The sequence below is a fragment of the Mesorhizobium sp. NPDC059054 genome, from assembly GCF_042739215.1.
Taxonomy (GTDB): domain Bacteria; phylum Pseudomonadota; class Alphaproteobacteria; order Rhizobiales; family Rhizobiaceae; genus Mesorhizobium.
On sequence record NZ_JBHYHV010000008.1, the window covers coordinates 1 to 18,571 of the forward strand.

16 protein-coding genes are annotated in these 18,571 nt (G+C 61.4%); 6 read left to right on the top strand and 10 right to left on the bottom strand.

The genetic code is table 11. The annotated features are described in order from the left end of the window. Window positions 1-2,419, top strand: a 2,419-nt coding sequence (locus tag ACFWXH_RS28315) for a thioesterase domain-containing protein (protein WP_379124774.1), incomplete at its 5' end; no start/stop codon positions are given. 100 nt (window positions 2,420-2,519) lie between these two features. Here ACFWXH_RS28315 and ACFWXH_RS28320 read toward each other — a convergent pair. Further along, the gene (locus tag ACFWXH_RS28320) at window positions 2,520-3,365 is read right to left on the bottom strand and encodes a glycosyltransferase family 8 protein (RefSeq protein WP_379124775.1); all 846 of its coding nucleotides are present in this window, start codon (window positions 3,363-3,365) and stop codon (window positions 2,520-2,522) included. Between the two features lie 488 nt (window positions 3,366-3,853). Between ACFWXH_RS28320 and ACFWXH_RS28325 the strand changes: the two genes are divergently transcribed. Continuing rightward, window positions 3,854-4,615, top strand: coding sequence for a 4'-phosphopantetheinyl transferase (locus tag ACFWXH_RS28325; protein ID WP_379124776.1), 762 nt, complete (start codon window positions 3,854-3,856; stop codon window positions 4,613-4,615). Window positions 4,616-4,755: 140 nt separating this feature from the next. Here the strand turns inward: ACFWXH_RS28325 and ACFWXH_RS28330 are convergent, their stop codons facing one another. The 7 genes from ACFWXH_RS28330 to ACFWXH_RS28360 form a co-directional block, all read right to left on the bottom strand. Next, entirely contained in the window at window positions 4,756-5,550 is a 795-nt protein-coding gene (locus ACFWXH_RS28330; protein ID WP_379124777.1) for a nucleotidyl transferase AbiEii/AbiGii toxin family protein, read from the bottom strand. A 65-nt stretch (window positions 5,551-5,615) separates the two neighbouring features. After that, on the bottom strand, window positions 5,616-6,209 hold the full coding sequence (locus tag ACFWXH_RS28335; RefSeq protein ID WP_379124778.1) for a DUF6088 family protein: 594 nt from the start codon (window positions 6,207-6,209) through the stop codon (window positions 5,616-5,618). Between the two features lie 519 nt (window positions 6,210-6,728). Beyond that, complete coding sequence (locus ACFWXH_RS28340) at window positions 6,729-7,259, bottom strand: SRPBCC domain-containing protein (protein WP_379124779.1); 531 nt, start codon at window positions 7,257-7,259, stop codon at window positions 6,729-6,731. Between the two features lie 132 nt (window positions 7,260-7,391). Next, window positions 7,392-8,387 carry an NAD-dependent epimerase/dehydratase family protein gene (locus ACFWXH_RS28345; RefSeq protein ID WP_379124780.1) on the bottom strand — a complete coding sequence of 332 codons (996 nt, stop codon included), beginning with the start codon at window positions 8,385-8,387 and terminating at the stop codon, window positions 7,392-7,394. A gap of 69 nt (window positions 8,388-8,456) precedes the next feature. After that, window positions 8,457-9,560 (bottom strand): DegT/DnrJ/EryC1/StrS family aminotransferase, encoded by a 1,104-nt coding sequence (locus ACFWXH_RS28350; RefSeq protein WP_379124781.1) that lies wholly within the window; start codon window positions 9,558-9,560, stop codon window positions 8,457-8,459. A gap of 3 nt (window positions 9,561-9,563) precedes the next feature. After that, window positions 9,564-10,589, bottom strand: coding sequence for a Gfo/Idh/MocA family protein (locus ACFWXH_RS28355; protein ID WP_379124946.1), 1,026 nt, complete (start codon window positions 10,587-10,589; stop codon window positions 9,564-9,566). 291 nt (window positions 10,590-10,880) lie between these two features. Continuing rightward, a complete protein-coding gene (locus tag ACFWXH_RS28360) occupies window positions 10,881-11,366 on the bottom strand; it encodes an acyltransferase (RefSeq protein WP_379124782.1) in 486 nt (161 codons plus the stop codon). Window positions 11,367-11,536: 170 nt separating this feature from the next. Here ACFWXH_RS28360 and ACFWXH_RS28365 point away from each other — a divergent pair, with 170 nt between their 5' ends. The 4 genes from ACFWXH_RS28365 to ACFWXH_RS28380 all read left to right on the top strand — a co-directional run bounded on the left by ACFWXH_RS28365 (window position 11,537) and on the right by ACFWXH_RS28380 (window position 16,174). Then, a complete protein-coding gene (locus ACFWXH_RS28365; protein ID WP_379124783.1) occupies window positions 11,537-13,123 on the top strand; it encodes a glycosyl transferase family 1 in 1,587 nt (528 codons plus the stop codon). Between the two features lie 604 nt (window positions 13,124-13,727). Further along, window positions 13,728-14,249 (top strand): polysaccharide deacetylase family protein, encoded by a 522-nt coding sequence (locus ACFWXH_RS28370; protein WP_379124784.1) that lies wholly within the window; start codon window positions 13,728-13,730, stop codon window positions 14,247-14,249. Then, window positions 14,246-15,217: a glycosyltransferase family 2 protein gene (locus ACFWXH_RS28375; RefSeq protein WP_379124785.1), complete on the top strand. Its 972-nt coding sequence runs from the start codon at window positions 14,246-14,248 to the stop codon at window positions 15,215-15,217. Before ACFWXH_RS28370 ends, ACFWXH_RS28375 begins: the two co-directional genes overlap by 4 nt. Window positions 15,218-15,247: 30 nt before the next feature. Then, window positions 15,248-16,174 carry a glycosyltransferase family 2 protein gene (locus ACFWXH_RS28380; RefSeq protein WP_379124786.1) on the top strand — a complete coding sequence of 309 codons (927 nt, stop codon included), beginning with the start codon at window positions 15,248-15,250 and terminating at the stop codon, window positions 16,172-16,174. A 68-nt stretch (window positions 16,175-16,242) separates the two neighbouring features. Here ACFWXH_RS28380 and ACFWXH_RS28385 read toward each other — a convergent pair whose 3' ends face one another. Together ACFWXH_RS28385 and ACFWXH_RS28390 are read right to left on the bottom strand one after the other, a co-directional pair. Further along, window positions 16,243-17,352: an acyltransferase family protein gene (locus tag ACFWXH_RS28385; protein WP_379124787.1), complete on the bottom strand. Its 1,110-nt coding sequence runs from the start codon at window positions 17,350-17,352 to the stop codon at window positions 16,243-16,245. Next, window positions 17,353-18,540, bottom strand: a complete 1,188-nt coding sequence (locus ACFWXH_RS28390) for an acyltransferase family protein (RefSeq protein WP_379124788.1) — start codon at window positions 18,538-18,540, stop codon at window positions 17,353-17,355. It abuts the gene before it with no gap. Window positions 18,541-18,571 lie beyond the last annotated feature (31 nt).

Sequence of the window (18,571 nt, forward strand, 5' to 3'; positions counted from 1 at the left end):
GACGATGCTGGCCGGCCTGTGGAGCGAGTTGCTGGGCGTCGAACGCATCGGGCGCCGCGACAGCTTCTTCATCCTCGGAGGCCATTCGCTGCTGGTTGTCCGATTGGTCGCCCGAATTCGCCAGGAGCTTGGCAAGGTCGTTACGATTCAGGATGTTCTGGTGCAGCCAACGATTGAAGGTATCGCTTCAGCAATCCGAAAACTGCAGATCAGGCCAAACACGGTAGAGGGAGTTGTCGAACTGAATTCAGCGGGCTCGCAGCGTCCCCTGTTCATTGTCCATCCGTCATCGGGAGAGGTCGGTGCCTATCCTGCACTCGCTTTGGCGATCGGTAAGGATATCCCTGTTTTCGGCCTGGAAGCAGCCGGCTTGCGCGACGACCTGCTACGCGCGGAGACGGTAGAACAGATCGCTGAAGAATATTTATCCCGTATCCGCAAAGTCCAGCCCACGGGGCCCTATCGTCTGGCCGCCTGGTCGCTCGGAGGCGTGATCGCCTATGAGATGGCGAGGCAACTTGCAAACGCACACGAGAACGTCGAGTTCCTCGGTTTGATTGATTGTGCCAACAACCACGCAGTGGGCTACGCGGCACCGCGATACAAGAGCGATATTGACGACCTTTTGCTGCGCCTGAAGGAACTTGTTCCGGCGTTTCAAATTGGCGAGCTGACGGGTTGGCGACGAGGACCGCGCACGGCAGAGCATCTGATCAACGAATGCCGACGGGCTGGGTACTTTGACGACGGATTGACAGCCCAGGATGTGTTGAGGCGAACGAAAGTCTGGCGGCATCTGGTCTCTGCAGCCGAACGATACGTCCCATTGCCCAGCAGCGTGGCCATCCATCTCTTCCTCGCCCGGACATCGAGCGAGAGCGAGCTTGCCAACAGTTGGCGACTGCTGGTGGGCAATCGTCTTACTGTTGAGAAGATGGAGGGAGATCATCTGTCCATGATGGAAATCCCGCTGTGCAATCCATTGGGCGCGTCAATTGCGCGAGCGCTGACCTCCGGTAACACAAAGCCGTTTACCACCGCTCATGAACATCCTGGAAAAACGATAGCGTTCATTCTGTTCCCCGAAACAAGTGCGTTTAACGCAAGTTACAATCTGGCGCGTGCACTCAAGGGGTCGGGCCATCGCATCATCTATCATGGGCCAGCTAGGTACAGTTCGCGTGTGGCAGGGCAAGGCTTTGAATACCGTTCCTTGGATATGCCAATCCCACAGGCAGAACGATCACGCGGACGAGGATTTCGCGCGACCCTGGGCCGATGGCGTGCTGCACAGCTCCAGATGTGGCATCTGCTCGTGCAAATAAGGGCGTCCGACATCCGCTGCGAGACTGCGCTGATTGCCGACCAAACCGATCTCATCATCACAGATCCCTCGGCAAAAATTGGCGTCATACCTGCCTTGAAGCTCAAAATCCCGATGATCGCGCTCAATTCGACGTTGGCATCGAGCGGGACCAGAGATACACCGCCGGTTTTCAGTTCGCTGATGCCTCCGGCTGTCCGTACGTTTGGTTGGAAGCTTCGTAATTCCTTCGCATGGAGCCGGTGCCTGTTCGCTGCCTGGCGCAAGCAGGCCGCATCGGCCGGAATGCAAATCGTCATGGGGCTTGGAAGAGACCCGTTTTGGGCTGAAGTTCGCCGATTGGGAGGGACAATTCGCTGGAACGAATACGGGCCACATATTGCCGTACCTGAGCTTGTCACGTCTCCGCGGACGTTCGACTTTCCCCATTCGGAGGTTGACGCATCAAGGACGTATCTCGGCAGCAGCGTCGATCTGAGGCGATCGGACGGTGACTTCTGCTGGGATGGATACGACGCTGAAAAAAAGCTGATATACTGCTCATTGGGGACTTACAGTCACGAATATCGCCACGCCAAGAGACTTTTCCTCGCCGTCATCAATGCGGTTAAGGCAAGGGATGATATTCAGGCGATCGTTCAGGTCGGCTCCGCAGCCGAGGTTTCGGACTTCGGGGAGCTGCCAGGCCGGATCCGCGTCGTCAAGTTTGCACCGCAACTGGAAATACTAGAGAAGGCCGATGTGTTCGTGACACAGGCGGGGCATGGCTCCGTCATGGAAGCATTGTATTTTGGCGTCCCGATGCTGACATTTCCTTGCTGGTTTGATCAGTTCGGCAATGCTGCACGGGTCAGGTATCACGGTCTGGGTATTTGTGGGGATATCGCCACGATAGACGAAACAGAAATTGCAAGACTGCTTGATCAACTCGACCGCAGTGAAGTGAAAGATGCCGTGCTGAGAATGCAGAAGGTTTTCCGAACTCAAGCAAAGCCTATAGCGGGGGTGGAACTCATCGAGCGAATGATGCCGTACGCAGGGCCCGCGCATCGCCCAGCTGGTCTGGATGCAAGTCGGGTCCTAGAGCGTGTTTAGCAGCGCCCTGCGCCAGTCTCCTGTTTTGAGCGCCCCCTACTGCTGCGAGCCCGAAATTCCAGATTTCCGGCTCGCCGGGCACCAGTGCTAAATTGAAATATTACTTCGCTACCTCATCGCGAATTCTGAAGTACATTTCTTTCAATGCGCTTTTTGGATAATCGTCGTTCCAAACTTTTTTGCTCGAAATGAAATGTGCTATTTTGATATCAGCAATGTCTATTGTTGGTGGCGAAGTTTCTTCGCACACTTTCATAAAGTTCCATTTATCCGAAATTTGGAGCCATTTGTTGTAAAGGGCGATATTCAGAGCATCCTGATCCGGAAGGCCAAGCTCATTTATGTTTGCCTTTAAATAGGATTCTGCTCGCTCCCTAACTCCGTGTTTTCTCCAGTTCCGCGTATCGATGACCATCATGCCGGAATTGAAATACGGATGCTGTAAATCGAGGTCTGGATAGGACGATAGGCCCGGAATGTCGGCCTCTCCCAATGTATGTAGGTACATATCCTTGACGGCAGCTACGATATTGTCGCCGAGTTCCAATCTGAACAGGTGTTCAATGTCGCCAAGGCATATTGTATCGCAGTCTATATAAACGATCCTCTCGATATTTTTCGGTATTACGGTATCCAAATAGATACGCGCCAGGGAGATTGGTGTCAGGCGTTCGAAAATGGGAACGTAGACGTTTTCGAATGAGATGTTCATCTCGAGGTTCGTTATTATTTTGAATTCGACCCGCGTGGCGAGTTGTCGTCGTATTCGATCTGTCTCTTCTTCCGAGAGGTTTGAAGATATCAGCCAGAATTTTATCTTGTCGCGGTTGGAATGATTGCTTTTAAGTATTGTCTCCATAGAGACTTGTGCGGGGACGACGTAATTGCTGTCGAATGCCAGGCAAATGTCCATAGGCGCTACACCAAACGTTTTTGTGGTTGCCATTTCAGTCAGTGGTTAACAGCATGGGCAATGTTCGCCGAGGGCGTGTATGTAGTTTGTCCAATATTCCCCGTTTCAGCCATGGTATTTTCCTTCATTTCCATCACCAGACCTGCTGCTGGGCTGGATGGCGCCAAAGGCTGCTACGTCCGCGGTTCCGGTTTGGTGCCAGCCATAGTAGCTGGGGTCTCGTTTGAAGCAGCATGCATGTATGAAGTCGCTCTGCAATCAGATTGCCAAAACGGCTATCCGTCGCGAGGAATGGCAACGAAAACGGTGCCTCAAATGCTCAATTCCATTGTGGCGGCAGCAGGTGGGTTGCGTGCCGTCCGACGCCACCTTTGCCCGCTGACTTCGCCGCGCGGCGCGTTAGTTGCGGGCGGAAAATCGCGGAGACGGTCAAGGCCCTGGCAAACATTCTGGTGGGGCGGCACATCAGCAGCGACTTTTGACGCTCGCCGCATTTCCATGTCTTCTTGCAAGCGGACTGCATGATTATCGCGGGCGCGAGCAACAGCCTGCCATTCCGCCTCGAAGGTGTGGTGTGCCGGCGGTGTGACTACAGTTATCTCCCGTCTGAGCAACTCGCGTCGGTCAGGCATTTCGACCAAGGTTGGGACGCGGCAAAGCAAGGCGTGTTCGATCTGTCCGCGCCGGGAAGCCGTGGGAGCGCCTGGTTGGATTTGCCGCCGACGCTCGCATTGGCCGTGACCAGGCGCAGGGCGGATTATTTCGCCGGGCGCATCTGCGCGTCACTTGCGATCAAAGAACTGACAGGGCGAAGCCACGACATTCCCATAATGGCGGATCGAAGCCCTGCATGGCCAAAAGGAACGCTTGGTTCGATCAGCCATACGGCAGATCATGCGGTCGCCATCGCAGCCAGCACTGGGCTCTATCGCTTGTTGGGAGTGGATGTCGAAAAGCTCATCTCGCAGGAACAGCTGCAAGCGGTTCGAGAACTCGCGTGTTGCGACGGCGATATTGAGTTCCAGCCGGTGGAAATGCCGTACGATGCCTTCCTGACGCTGATCTTCTCGGCGAAGGAGGCCGTCTATAAGGCAGCGTACCCGCTTGTGAGGCAGGTGCTTGATTTCAAGGAAGTTATTGTCCTCGACATCACAGCCACAACAATCCGGCTGGCCTTCAGGCGGACGTCTCCTTTTGCAGGCATCATCCCTATCAGCATACCGGTACTTTACAGATTTTGCGGCCCATTATGCTTCTGTGTCGCTTACGATACGTGTTTATAGATGATCTTCTTTGGGCTATCCGTCGTCTCGTAGAGGGCCCGGGGAGCGCCATGATCATGGCGCAGGATTTGCAGGCCGTCTCGGGGAAGCTTTGTCGCGGGATTCGGCGTCAGTAGCAGCGTTCCAGGCCGGGCGGTGCCTTAGCTCGCCCAGCCCGAACGGAAGAAGGTTGCCTTGTGCTTCGCCACTTGCGCCAGCAGCTCGAAATCTCCAGCGGCGGCCTGGCCCTCATCCGTGGCGAGGAGCATGGCGAGATCATAATAATGCCGCGAGAAATATTGCGGCGTCGGTGACTCGATCGGGCGATGCGCTTCCGCATGGAGAGCGGTCGCCTTTTCCCAGAAGGTGCGACGCGCTGACAACACAGTCACGCTTGTTTCGGGTTCTTCGAAGAAGCCGGGATAGTCATCGGCCGCATAGGGCCGGATGATCTTCTCCTCGATCGGCCAAGGATCGCCCCGCGCGCCAAGCTCCAGCTTCACGCGTGGCGTGATGTAGGCCATGCCGTCATATTCGGCTGCAGGCAGCGCTGTCGGATAATGGAAGTTGACCGTCTGAGCGTCGTCAGCGTCGATCTCGAGCGACCACTCGCCGTTCGCGGGCTCGCCGAGTTGTTCGACGATCGCAGTGCGCAGCGCCGGGAGAAGTTTCTCGGCGATGTGGCGCTCGACGTCGCCGACCAGATCGCCGATCTGCCGGGCTGCCTGCTTCTTGCTGATCCCTTCCTTTTCGGGATCACGATCGCCGGTGTATCCGAGTTCGGCGCGGGCGAACGACAGATCGACATCCTCGGAGAACCGGCGAATGGCGCCGAACGCTTTGGAAAGCGACGTGCCACCTTTGAAAACGAGGCTCGCTGCGGTGCCTTTCGGGAGACCGAACAGGCGCTTTAGGCTCCAGCAGACCCAGAACTTTTTCGATGATCGTGTCGGCAACGCCCCGCCCGACACCCGTCTCCCCGAAGAGAGCGGCGCGATCTGCGACAGGGAGATGGGCGACCTTATCCACCGACGTCGGCCGCCGCCGCATTGGCGATCGAGACGAGCGTCGGTCGCATCCAGGCAGGCGCTTGAATGGCGGTCGAGGCCAACTTCTTCTTATCGTTGGCCGAAAGCCGACGCGCGGCAACCTGCGCCACGTCGGCGGCGCGCACAGGGCCGACGTGGCGAAGTGCCTGAACGACCGTGCCGGCGGGACTGCCTGGCGCGATCAGATGCTTAGGCGAGGCATGGCGAAGATCGACGACGCGCTTTCCGAGCACCACGCGACGCGAAGGACCATCGGTCAAATAGGTGCTCTGAGCAGGAACCTGCGTCGAGAGGCCGAGGGCGTTCGCGGCCCGTGCGCCAGCAATCTGCACCTGCGAGCCGGTCTCCCGGGCGAGAGCTTGGGCGACATCGTCGGGAGCGGGAGAGAGAGGCCCGAGCTTCGGATGCAGCTTGGGGAAATCATACAGCCCGCGCGCGAGCCGGCGAAGCTGCCCGCCCTTGACCAGCCGGGAGAGGGCCTGGTCGACCGCTGCGCGGGCCGCAACGGCCAGGAAGTCGGTGGGCGTGAAGACGCTGCCGCGTCCGCTGGCGCGGACACGCTTCATGACCCGATCGGGAACTGAGGCGGCGATCATCTTCATGTGTCGGAAAATAAGGCATCGTTTTCTGACATGCAAGGGGCGGCTTGGGCTGCCGGTGGATCAGCCGCCTGACCATCTCGATTCACAGTGTCCGATCTGCTAAATGGGGTGGTGACGGTAGTTTTTGGGTCAGCGGCCGGGTTGATGCTGACCGAAAAATTCGGTCCCGAGGGCCGATTGGTCCCGATAGACCCCGGAACCGCCAAAAAATTTCCGGCGAAAAATCCCTGCAAAATCAAAAGCGTAGGATTTTGACGGTATCAGCGTCGGTGTTCTACGCTGACGAGAAAGAATTTGACAATGAAATCAGATGGTTAGAAGGTATTTGAACAATCGAGTGGGAATGATTTGGGGTCTGGCACCGGCCGGCACTTAGAGGCACCAAAGCACACCTAGGCCCGCAGGCTTTTCTATCTGCGGCAGGTGCATGGCGTGCGCTACGTCACACCTAGGCTCCTGACCCGCGGCTTTGCTGCCAAAACGTTATGAACCGCGAGCCGACGTTTCAGCGGCAATGGTCATTTGGAGAGCAGGACTGAGCCGCTCCTCGATCAGATCGCGGAGAAGCGGCAGTGTGCTGCGCCAGTAGAACGCGACGTGCTTTTCACCCGACTCGGGGCCGATCTCGAAGCCCTTGCCGCGCCGGACGGGTGAAGGAGGCACGGTGTGTTCGACATTCAACCTCGTTCCCGATGCGATCGGCGTGAGCCGGAACGTGACACGAGAATAGCTTTCGGGAACGTCGGGCAATCCGGAGACACGCGGCAAGAATTCATAGGCAAGCACTGAGGGCTGCGTGACCTCGAGAACCCTGCCTTTGTCCTTGTAGCTTTTGTGTCCGATATAGGCGGTGATGCCGATCGTCGATCCTGGCAGCCAATCCGTGTCGAAGTCAGCGCTGCGCCAGATGAGCCCTTTGTTGCGATCAATAAGGACGCTCCACACCTCCTGAAGAGGCGTTGCAATGTCGATCGACTGGGCTATCACAGCATCTACCATCCAGACCTCAGACACGAAGCTCGGCTGGAATTTAACACCCGCGCACCATGGCGCCTACATCTCGGTGTGGCGAGCCTCATCCTCGACGGCTCCTGCCAATACCGCGGCACCTGAGAGCTCGGTTGCGTGCGAGGCCTATCGGGAGAGCTACGCCGCCGCCCGAGCGGGATGTTCGCCCACCTGATCGCGATTGGCGCGCCACCACTCGACCAGGCGGGTGAGGCCCTCGTCGAGGTCGACGGTCGCCTTGAAGCCCAGCATCTTCTCCGCCTTGGACGTGTCGGCCAGGCGCCGCGAGACGGGGTTCACCTTGCGCTCGGGTCCGTATTCCGGCTGGAGGTTGGAGCCCATCACGCGCAGGAGCGAGGCGGCCAGGTCGTTCAGGCTCGTCTCCACGCCGCTGGCGACGTTGAACACGTCGTCCTCCACGTCCGACAGCAGGGACAGGATATTGGCTCGGGCGACGTCCTCGATATAGACGAAGTCCATGGTCGTGGACCCGTCGCCCAGGATCAGTGGCGGCTGGCCGGCGGCGATGCGTTCCATCCAGCGGATCAGAACCTCGGTATACTTGCCGTGCACGTCCATGCGCGGGCCGTATACGTTGAAATAGCGCAGGGCCACGTAGGGCAGGCCGTACATGTCGTTGAACGAGCGCAACAGGCCTTCCAGCATGACCTTGCTGGCGCCGTACCAGGTGCGGTTGTTGTACGGGTGGTGGCTCTCTTGGGTCGGGAAGAGGTCGGCCAGGCCGTAGATCGAGGCCGAGGAAGCCGCGCAGATCTTCTTCACGCCCTTGGCCTGGGCGGCCTCAAAGACGTTGTAGGTGCCGTCGCACATGACACCGAGGGCCTCGCGAGGCTCGGCGGCGCAGGCGATGACCCTCAGGGTTGCCATGTGGATCACGGCGTCCATGCCGTCGGTGGCCCTGTGGACAGCCTCCACGTCGCGAATGTCGCCTTCGACGAGTTGGACGCGCGGGTCCTGCAGGGCGTCCTTGACGTTGTGCAGGCTGCCGCGGACCAGGTTGTCGAGGATCACGATCTTTTCAGGTGCGTGATCCTTCAGCAGCAAGTCGATGGTGGTCGAGCCGATCAGACCGCAGCCGCCGGTCACCAGGATGCGAGAGCCCTCAAGTTTCATCGTGTTTCCCCCTTGTCGGTTGGAGATGGCCTCGGCGGGCCTGTTTCAGCTTGAGCGAGACCCTGCTCGTCAAACGCTTGCTTGCAATTCCTTGACCGCGGCCACGACCACGTCCTGCTGCTGCTCCGTGAATTCCGGGAACATGGGTAGGGACAGAACCTCGGCGGCGGCCTTTTCGGCGTGCGGGAACTGGCCCCGCTTGTAGCCGAGGTCGGCATAGGCGGGCAGCAGGTGCACCGGAATGGGATAGTGGATACCCGACTGGATTCCCTGAGCGTCCAGCGCCTCCTGCCAGCGGGCGCGGTCGGGCGTGCGGACGGCGTAGATATGGTAGACGTGGCGCACATCGGCGCGGACGAAAGGGGTCGGCAGGCCGGTACCGGCGAACATGGCGTCATAGCGGGCGGCCGTGGCACGGCGCTGTTCGGTCCATCGATCCAGATACTTGAGCTTCACGCGCAGGACGGAGCCCTGAAGGCCTTCCAGGCGGTAGTTGTAGCCCTTGAGTTCGTGGTGATACTTCCGCTCGGCGCCCCAGTCGCGCAGCATGCGGACCGCGCGGTTGTGGTCGGCATTGTCGGTGGTCAGCATTCCACCTTCGCCATAGGCGCCGAGGTTCTTGCCGGGATAGAAACTGAAAGCCGCCATGTCGCCGATGGCGCCGACGCGCTTGCCCTTGTATTCCGCACCGTGCGCCTGGCAGGCATCTTCCAGCACCACGAGGCCGTGCTTCCGGGCGATGGCCAGGATCGGGTCCATATCGGCCGGCTGGCCGTAGAGGTGGATCGGGATGATCGCCTTGGTGGCCGGCGTGACCGCGGCTTCGATCTGGGCCGGGTCGATGGTGTAGGTCGCAGGATCGATATCGACGAGCACGGGGGTTGCGCCCGTGTAGTAAATGGCCGCCACCGTCGCCACGAAGGTGAAGGGGGAGGTGATCACCTCGTCGCCCGGCCCAATCCCGGCGGCCAGCAGGCCCAGGTGCAGGGCGCTGGTGCCGGTGTTGACGCCGACGCCGAAGGTCGCTTGTGAATAGGCGGCGAATTCCTTTTCGAATTCAGTAACTTCGGCGCCCAGAGTGAACAGACAGGTCTCCAGCGTGCGCTGGATGGCGGCATCTACCTCGGGCTTGATGGAGGCGTATTGGGTTTTCAGATCGACGAACGGGATCATATGTTACGCAGCCCCTTTGCGTCGCAGGTGAATGGTTTCGCCACGCCCGCGCATGGAGCTGGTGGCGGCTTCGATGATCTCCACCACGCGCAGGCCAAGCTGGCCATCCGCGGTCGGAACCCTCTTTTCGATGATGCAGTCGATCCACTCCTGGCCGGCGATGCGCAGGGCCTCCGCGGAGTCGAGCTTGGGCGCCCACATGTCGCCTGTCCGGTAGCCGACGCGCATCTCGTGGATCTTGGCCGGGTCGTCGGTGAAGGAGACGCCCTTGTCGTAGACCTTGACCTTCTCGGAAGGCTCCAGATCGTCATAGGTGATCATCTTGTTGGAGCCACCGACCAGGATGTTACGCACCTTCACCGGCGCCAGCCAGCTCACATTGATGTGCGCGATCATGCCGGAGTCGTAAAACAGCGAGATGTAGGCCAGATTTTCCGGGGTGCCGGGGAAATGGTTGATACCGCTGGCCGAAACCGCGTTCGGATGCTCTTCGAACAGATGGTCGATGATCGCGAAGTCGTGGACCGCCAGATCGGAGATGACGTTCACGTCCTTCTGGAAAAGACCCAGGTTCACCCGGGTGGCGTCGTAATAATAAATCTGGCCGAGGTCGCCGGCGGCGACGATCTCGCGCATCTTCCGGACTGCGCCGGTATAGATGAAGGTGTGATCGACAATCAGGGTCAATCCGCGCCTGTCGGCCTCATTGACCAGCATCCTGGCCTGTAGCGAGGTTTCGGTCATCGGCTTTTCGAGCCAGAGATGCTTGCCGGCCTTCAGCGCCGACATGCCCAGTTCGAAGTGGCTGTTGACCGGCGTCGCCACGGCGATAGCGTCGATCTCGGGATCCTGGAACAGGGCCTGGACGTCGCCGGTGGTCTGGACACCCGGATAGCGGCGCTCCACCAACTCGCGCTTCTTGGGGTCCAGGTCGGCGACTATGCGGACCCGGGCATTGGGAAGCTCCATGAAGTTGCGCAGAAGGTTCGGCCCCCAGTAGCCGTAACCGATGATGCCGATATTGATGATTTTGGCCTGCTCCTCCCCCGCTCCTCGCTCGCTGGAGTCCTGGAGGTCCTGTCGGACGCCTGGCTGAGAGGGAAAGCGCCCGCTGATCGTCAAATGTCGTGCCATCTCGACCTCTTCAAGCCATCTCGACCTCTTCAAGTTGTTAGTTTGAAGCCGCGAAGTCACTTTGGCCGTTGGGTCATCAGGACCCAACCAGGGTCATCCAGGCAGACGAGGGCAGGCGCTGGAACTACCTCAAACGATCTACCCCAGGGGTTGCAATTCGGCTTACGAAACCGTGCCGACGGGGAGTCAGCCGGTCTTTGCGGTCCTTGCGTCTCCGACCACACGGGCCGGCACGCCGGTAGCGATGGCGAAGTCGGGGATGTCACGGGTGACGACGGCGCCGGCACCGATCAGTGCCCGCTCGCCGATGGTTACGCCCGGGGTGATGGTGACGTTGGAGCCGATGGAGGCGCCCTTCTTGACCAGGGTCGGCTCGACCTTCCAGTCGGCTTCACTCTGGGCGCTTCCGTCCAGGTTGGTGGCTCGGGGAAGGCGGTCGTTGGTGAACATCACCCCGTGGCCGATGAAGACCTCGTCCTCGATGGTCACGCCCTCGCAGATGAAGGTGTGCGAGGAGATCTTGCAGCGCTCGCCGATGTAGGAATTCTTCTGAATCTCGACGAAAGCACCGATGCGCGAGCCGTCGCCGACCTCGCAGCCGTAGAGGTTCACCAGATCGGGGTGGTGGATGACGACCTCGCCATGCAGCACCACACTGTCCGAAATCGGCATCGCTTCCCCCTTAGAGCCGTCTGTCGGTCGGTCACAGTTTTATGTAGCTTGCCTTGTCGCTTAGCAAGCTTTGGCCACTCGGGATAACAAGATTAGGGCAGGCTGCGACCGTGAGGGGAAGGATGCCGGAGCCATCTGATACCGAGCCGCCCGCAGCCGAGGTGGCGCGTATGCGTCACAACTACGAAGAGTTTCAAAGCCTTCGGGGTGAGGCTGAACGCTGCCTGGAGGCAGACGACCTCAACTCCGCGGCGGCCTATGTGGAAGCGGCGGTCACGCTTGCACGGAAGCGGCACTGCGGCTTCTACCGGTCCGAGCCGCTCGAGCAAATATTGATCGAGATCGCGCGCCGAACGCTTCCCGCGAAGGCCGAAGTCGCACGACCGGTGCGGACGAAGATCGGCCGCGTGCTGCACGTGGCCACCGTTCTGAACGAGGTCGGCGGCTTGACGCGGATGATGCGCCGCTGGATCGCTGCCGACGAGGGTTGTCATCACTCCCTGGCCTTGTTGCGCCATCCCGGGCAGCCACCGCCGTCGGTGCGCCAGGCCGTGGAGGCTCGCGGTGGCAAGATCCACATAATCGGCGCGACGCGCGGCGGACCTGTCGAATGGGCCGCCGCGCTCCGGAAGTTGTCGCTCGATTTCGACCTGGTCGTCCTGCACGTCAGTAACGAGGAGACGACGCCGGGCATAGCCTTCGCCGACGACCGCAACCGACCGCCGGTGGTGCTGGTCAACCACGCCGACCATGCCTTCTGGGTCGGGCTCTCCGTGTGCGACCTGATCGCCAGTTCACGCGCGTCTGGCGAGCGGCTGGTGGTGGAGCGGCGTGGAATTCCGGCGGAGCGTCACGCCATCCTGCCGATCCAGATCGATGCACCAATGCGCAGGCACAGCCGGCTCCAGGCGCGGGAGAAGCTCGGCATTCCGGCCGGCGGGCCGCTCCTGGTTTCGGTGGCCCGTGGCGTGAAATATCGCACGGTGGGCGGGGTTTCGTTCGCCGACATGCATGTCGAGACGCTCCTGGCACACCCCGATGCGCGGTTGCTGGTCGTAGGTCCGGGGGAGCCGGCCGACTGGCAGGAGGCCATAGCGGCGACCGGTGGGCGGATCATGGGGCTGCGGGAGACGCCCGATCCCTCGCTCGCCTTCGAGGCTGCGGATGTCTATCTCGATTCATACCCCTTCGTATCGATCACTTCGATGCTGGAAGCCGGCGGGCTGGGCGCGCCCTGCGTGACGCTGTTTCCCTATCCGCCGGATGCGAACGTCATGAGCACCGATATGCCCGGGCTGGCGCCGACCATCGGCTTCGCCACCTCGACGGCGGACTACAACCGGATCCTGGCGGACTGGCTGGCCGAGCCCGAGGCGCTGCGTCGGCGGGGCGACGAGACGGCGGCCGACGTCAAGCGGCTGCACACCACGCCGAATTGGCTCGAGAGCCTGGAAGCACTCTATGCCAGGGCCCTGGCGATCCCGCCTGTCAAGCCGCTGCGCGAGAAGGGCGCGCCCGCGGACGAGGAGTTCTACGACGGCTATCCCGACATCCTGCTCAACGAGGTGTTCGGCGAGTTCGACAGCGTCGAAGCGATCCTGAAGCGTTCCATGCGCCTGATGTCGCTGCCGGAACGGCTCCGCGTCTGGCAACGCCTTGCGCGTACCAGGACCTTTGACGGGGCGCGCGACGCGGTGCGCAACCTGCTGCCCGAATGGCTGCCCCGGTTCGTGGGCCGGCTGAGGGGCGGCCGCTGAATGTGAGGTTTCAAAACCAGGGTTGGTCGGGCGCGCATAGCCGGCCGCATCTGCGGCGCCTGAAACAGAGACCGATCGGCGCCCTCACCATCCCATTGCGTTACCACCATCGCCTGAAGTGGCCGCCAGTTCAGACAGCCATCGCGATTTATACTTTTGAGTTAGAGCCTTACCTCTGATGAGCGATTTCCTTCGAAAGGATAAGGCTCATGGGCACCCCGGGCTCAATATGGTGGCGTTGGCGCGCCGGACATCACAGCTAGTATGAGGCTTGCTGTTCGATGCTGAAAAAGACAGAGGGGCGAAAGTGGGTAGGCTTGCGCGAGCACCGAAGCTTTTGAAGCGGGCTGTCCGCGCGTTCGGTGTCGAAAGGCGTCATCTGGTCGGCCCACGCATGGTCCTCGAACGTGAAGGCATGTCCGTTCTTGGACGACGCGTGCGCCGCTTGGGAGGCCGGATCCTCGCCTACCATTCTGTGGGCCAGCCGCTAATGGCTCATAACGATGTGTCACCGAAGCTGTTCCGGCGCCAACTGGAGTGGGCCGCGATGCGGGGCTATCGGTTCGTCCCGGCCTCGGAGATTGCGCGGACGGGAGGCTACCCGATGGACCTCGCCATAACCTTCGACGATGGCCTGCGCAGCGTGATGACCGAGGCCGCACCGATCCTGAAGGACTTCGCGGCGCCGTGGAGCCTCTTCGTGGTCACCGACTGGAGCGAAGGCGCCTCGCCCTGGACCACCGACGAGATTCTGGGCTGGCGCGACCTGGAGCGCCTGGCCGCCGAGGGCGTCGAAATCGGCAGCCACTCCGCGACCCATCCCGATTTTGGACAGCTGGACGGCCCCGCCGCCCGCGAGGAACTGGACCGCTCGCGCGCTATGATCGAGGCCCGGCTCGGCTTTGCGCCGACGTCGTTCGCGATCCCGCTCGGCCAGTCGGCCAACTGGACGCCGATCGCCATGCGGGAGGCCAAGGCAGCAGGCTATGATCTGATCTACGCCCAGGCCGAGGAGACGCGTTCGGCTGGCACCATCGCGCGAACCTTCATCACGCGCTTCGACAACATGCGGGTGTTTTCGGCGGCCCTGACCGGCGTCTTCGATCGGTGGGAGGAGTGGGGATGAGACAGGCGCGCATCGTTTCGGTAATCGTCCCGACCTGCGACCGTCCGCGGTTCCTGGACCAGGCGCTGGCGAGCATCCGCGCGCTGGAGGGTCCGGACCTGACGTTCGAGATTCTGGTTGGCGACAACGGCTCCAACCACGACGCCACCGGCACCGTGACGCAGCTCCACGGCGCGCAGCACCTCATCGTGACGACGGCGGGCGCCGGCGCCGCGCGCAACGCGGCGATGCGGGCGGCCACGGGGGAGTTCCTGGCTTTCCTGGATGACGACGACGTCTGGACCGAGCAACATATACGGCTGCACTTGCAACTTTTCGACCGCCATCCTGAGGTCGAGGCGGTCTTCGGTCAGGTGGTGATGACTGATCCTGATCTGCGGCCGATCGCGCGCCCCATCCCCGATGACGTCCGCCCCGATGGTGACCACCTGAAGATGATGCTGGACGGCTATTTTCCGCAGATCGGCGCCACGATGACGCGTATCGGGGTACGCGACGCCTACGGCTACTTTGACGAGACCCTGCTGGCCGACCAGGACTGGGACTGGCAGTTGCGCATCGCCGGCGGGCGGCACATGGAGCATGTGGCGGTGCCTTGCGTCTTGTTCCGCCAGCGTCCGTCGGGATCCTACGATGCGTTGGTCTTGAGGCGAATCCCCTATACGCGCAAGGTGTTCCTGCGGCACGCCATCCCCGTCTGGCGCAAGTGGCGCTCGCCGAAGGAGTGGCTGCATTCCTATTTCGCCACGCTCTTGGGGTTCTACACCTATTTCGCCGATGCAGCGGTGGAGCGGGCGGCCAAGGGGGATGCGAAGGGCGTGCGGTTCGCGGTGCGTCATGCGCTGCTGGTGTTCCCGTTCCGGGCGGTAAAGCAGCTCGTGACGCCGACGCCGTTGCGCGCGGCGTTCTTATGGTCGATCGGCCTGGGTGCGCGCCCGCTGGCCGCCGAGGACACGGCGCTGGAGTGAACAGGCGTGGAGCTTAAGGATCGGATGGGCATGCAGGACGCCAAGGCCGCGCCGAAGACCGGCGCTCCCGTCATCAGCATCGTCATCGCCACGCACAACCGCAGCCTCGACGTCCTGGAGAACGTCGGCGCCCTGCTGCCGCAATGTGTGGGTCAGCCGGTGGAGGTCATCGTCATTGACAGCGCCTCGGCGCCGGCGCATGCCGAGGTGCTGGCGAACCTGAGAGCGCGCGAGGGATTGAGCTTCGTCCGGCTCGACGAGCCAGGCGTTGCCCGGGCCCGCAACGCGGGTTTCGAGTCTGGCAAGGGCGAATGGATTGCGCTGTTGGACGACGACGCCGTACCGCGCCCCGGCTGGGTAGAGGCAGCGATCACCGACGCGGCCCGCTGTGACGTCCAGACCGCCATCCTGGCCGGGCGGGTGGTCCCACGCTGGCCCGACGCTGCCGGCAGCCTTGAAATGCCGCCGAGCCAGCTCGGGCCGCGCGCGCGCCTGTTGTTGTCGGTGGTTGACGAGGACGGCTTCCGGGACACGACCGATCATCCCATCGGCGTCGGCGCCAACATGCTGTTCCGCCGCAGCATGCTGGAAGCGCACGGCGGGTTCGACGTCACGACCGGTCGGGTCGGCTCGAACCTGGCCAGCGGGGAAGAGGCCCAGATGATGACCGACCTGATTGAGGCCGGCTATCGCTGCTGGTACTCGGACGCCTTCGTAGTGGATCACAAGATCCATGCTGGCCGTCTGACGCGCGCTTGGCTCACTGAGCGCGCCCGCAAGGAAGGCGAGGTGGAACTGAGGCGCCTGAAAACGCCGGGCCAGAAGATCGCGCGCGCGATCAAGATGCTCATCGCCACCCCGATGCTGGCCATGCTCCAGATGCTCGACCGGCCCGAACACGAGTATTACCTGCGCCTGAACCACAACCTTGGCCTGCTGCGAAAGCTGTTCGCCTAAAGCAATTCCAGGAAAAGTGCGTAGCGGTTTTGCGTTCGGAATTGCGCGAAACAAAGAGCTGAGCGGGCTCAGGCGGCAACCGGCGCGACTTTCTGCGTCACCTGGTGAGCCCAGGCCATGATTGGTCGTTCGAAGAACCGCCAGGACACGGTCGCGAGGCCGACGGTCGCGACAAGCTCGATGGGCGCCGAGATCCAATCCGGCGTTGCGAACGTGATGCCAAATTTCCGAACTACGGCCTCCATGTCATAGAAGTGCACGAACTCGTGGAAGATGTAACAGCCGTAGCTGATGCGCCCCAGGCTGCGCAGGGGCCTGGTTTCCAGAAAGGCGACGAAGCGCGAGGCCTGGTTCTCCGCGATCTGGAGGACCAGAAGCGCGGCTGTAACCGCGATTGCCGGCGCATAGATGCGCCAGACGATCTCGTCCTTGAGGACAGTGAGAGGCACGATGAGAAGGGCGAGCGCGGCAGCGGTCTGGGCCGGCGTGGAGACCAGCCATCCCGGCACCCGCCGGTCGAGGTTCAGTCCTGCCAGACCGCCCAGGGCGAGATAACCAAAGCCGGTCATGGGATTCAGGCCGACGACCTTGGCCGATACTCCGGCCCATTCGAGGCTCGCCTGAGTGACGAGACCCAGAACCACGAAGGCAACGCAGATGTGTCTGGCGGCCTTGCTGGGGGTGAACAGCAGCAAGGGTGCAAACAACAGATAGAATTGCTCTTCGATCGCCAGCGTCCAGAAGTGGTTGAAATGGCCCACCCAGTGGCCGGTCGTGATCACATAGATGTTTGTGGCGTAGAGCAGCATGGCCAGGGGCGCGCCGCCTTCGAAGCCATCGAAGTGAACGAACAGCGAGGCAATCAGGAAGAAGCCTATCGTCGCGTAGTAGATGGGGAATATCCTGGCCGAGCGCCGAAGATAGAAGCGCCCCAGACCTGCGAGCGTCGTCGTCTCGCCCGCCTCGATCGCCACCCGCGTGCGAGCCAGGATACGAGTGATCAAGAGGCCGCTGAGCGCGAAGAAGAGCATTACCCCGTCGCCGCCGAGGGATCCATACGTGCCTTGATGGAACTTGTGGCTGATGAATACGAAGATGAAGGCGATCGCGCGCAGGCCATCGAAACCCCTGATGCGGCGTTCGTCGTCGAGTCGTATCGGCCGTAGTTCTACCCGCATCTATCGCATGGCCTTTTGTCGGCCCGGGGACAAGGCAGCGGTCGCGCTGCTGGCCTCGGCGCCCTCCCGCGCGGTCAATCTTGCGCCCAACCGCAGGAACGGCCGCTCGAAGAAGTGCCAGGAGAGCGTCGCCAGCGCGACGGTGATGGAAAGCTCCAGGGCCACTTGCACGACAAGCGGCGCGTCGATGTCCATGTGAAGTCTACGGAAGACCGCTTGGACCTCGTAGAAATGGATGAACTGGTGCAGGACGTAGAAGGAATAGCTCACCCGGCCGAGTGAGCGCAAAGGCCACAGGTTGAGGAAAGCCACGACTGGCGTCTGCTGGTTGCGGGCGATCTGGAACAGGAACAGGCCTGCAACTATGCAGGTTAGCGGTCCCCAGACGTTCCATGTGGCTCGGAAATATCCGAAGACCAGCGGGATCGCGATCAGCGCCAGGCCAGCCGCGGCTTGGGCGAGCGCACTCACCAGCCACGCGGGTGGCTTGAGGTTTTTCAAGGAAGCGACGAAGCCGCCGACGCCGAGCATGCCGAAGGCGATCAGCGGATCGACGTGGATGGCGTTCGGATGGGCCTTCACCGACACGAGCCAAGCCAGCATGGCCGCACCGGCGAGCATGAAGCCGACGCATATCCGAGCCAGGTATTTGCGCGGGGTGAACAGCAGGATCGGTGCGAAGAGTAGGTAGAACTGTTCCTCCGCCGCCAGCGACCAGAGGTGACCGAAATGGCCGTGGTCCGCAGCCGGTGTCATCTCGATATAGATGTTGGTGCCATAGAGGGCATAGATCGTCGCTTCCATGCGCGAGAAGCCGACGAATGAGGTGAACAGCGACCCCAGTGCGAAAACGCCGAGACAGGCGTAGTAAAGCGGGAAGATGCGCAGGCTGCGGCGTATATAGAAGTCCCCCATCGACCGCCAGCTGGACTGGGTCCCCGCTTCGACCTTTCCGCGCATCTCCGACAGGATCGAGGAGATGAGCATGCCGCTGAGCACGAGAAAGAGCCAGACGCCGACGGAGCCGTAGGAATCGTGGTGCGGCAGGGTCGTCTTGTGGCTGATGAAGACCATCAGGACGGCGATCGCACGAACGCCGTCGAAGCCGGCTATGCGGTCTTCCGCTGGCCGGGCGACCGCCTTGGCGGGCTGGGCGGCGAAGATCGCATTTTGATCAACCGTTGCCATGGATCAATACCCGAGCCGATACTCCGCATCT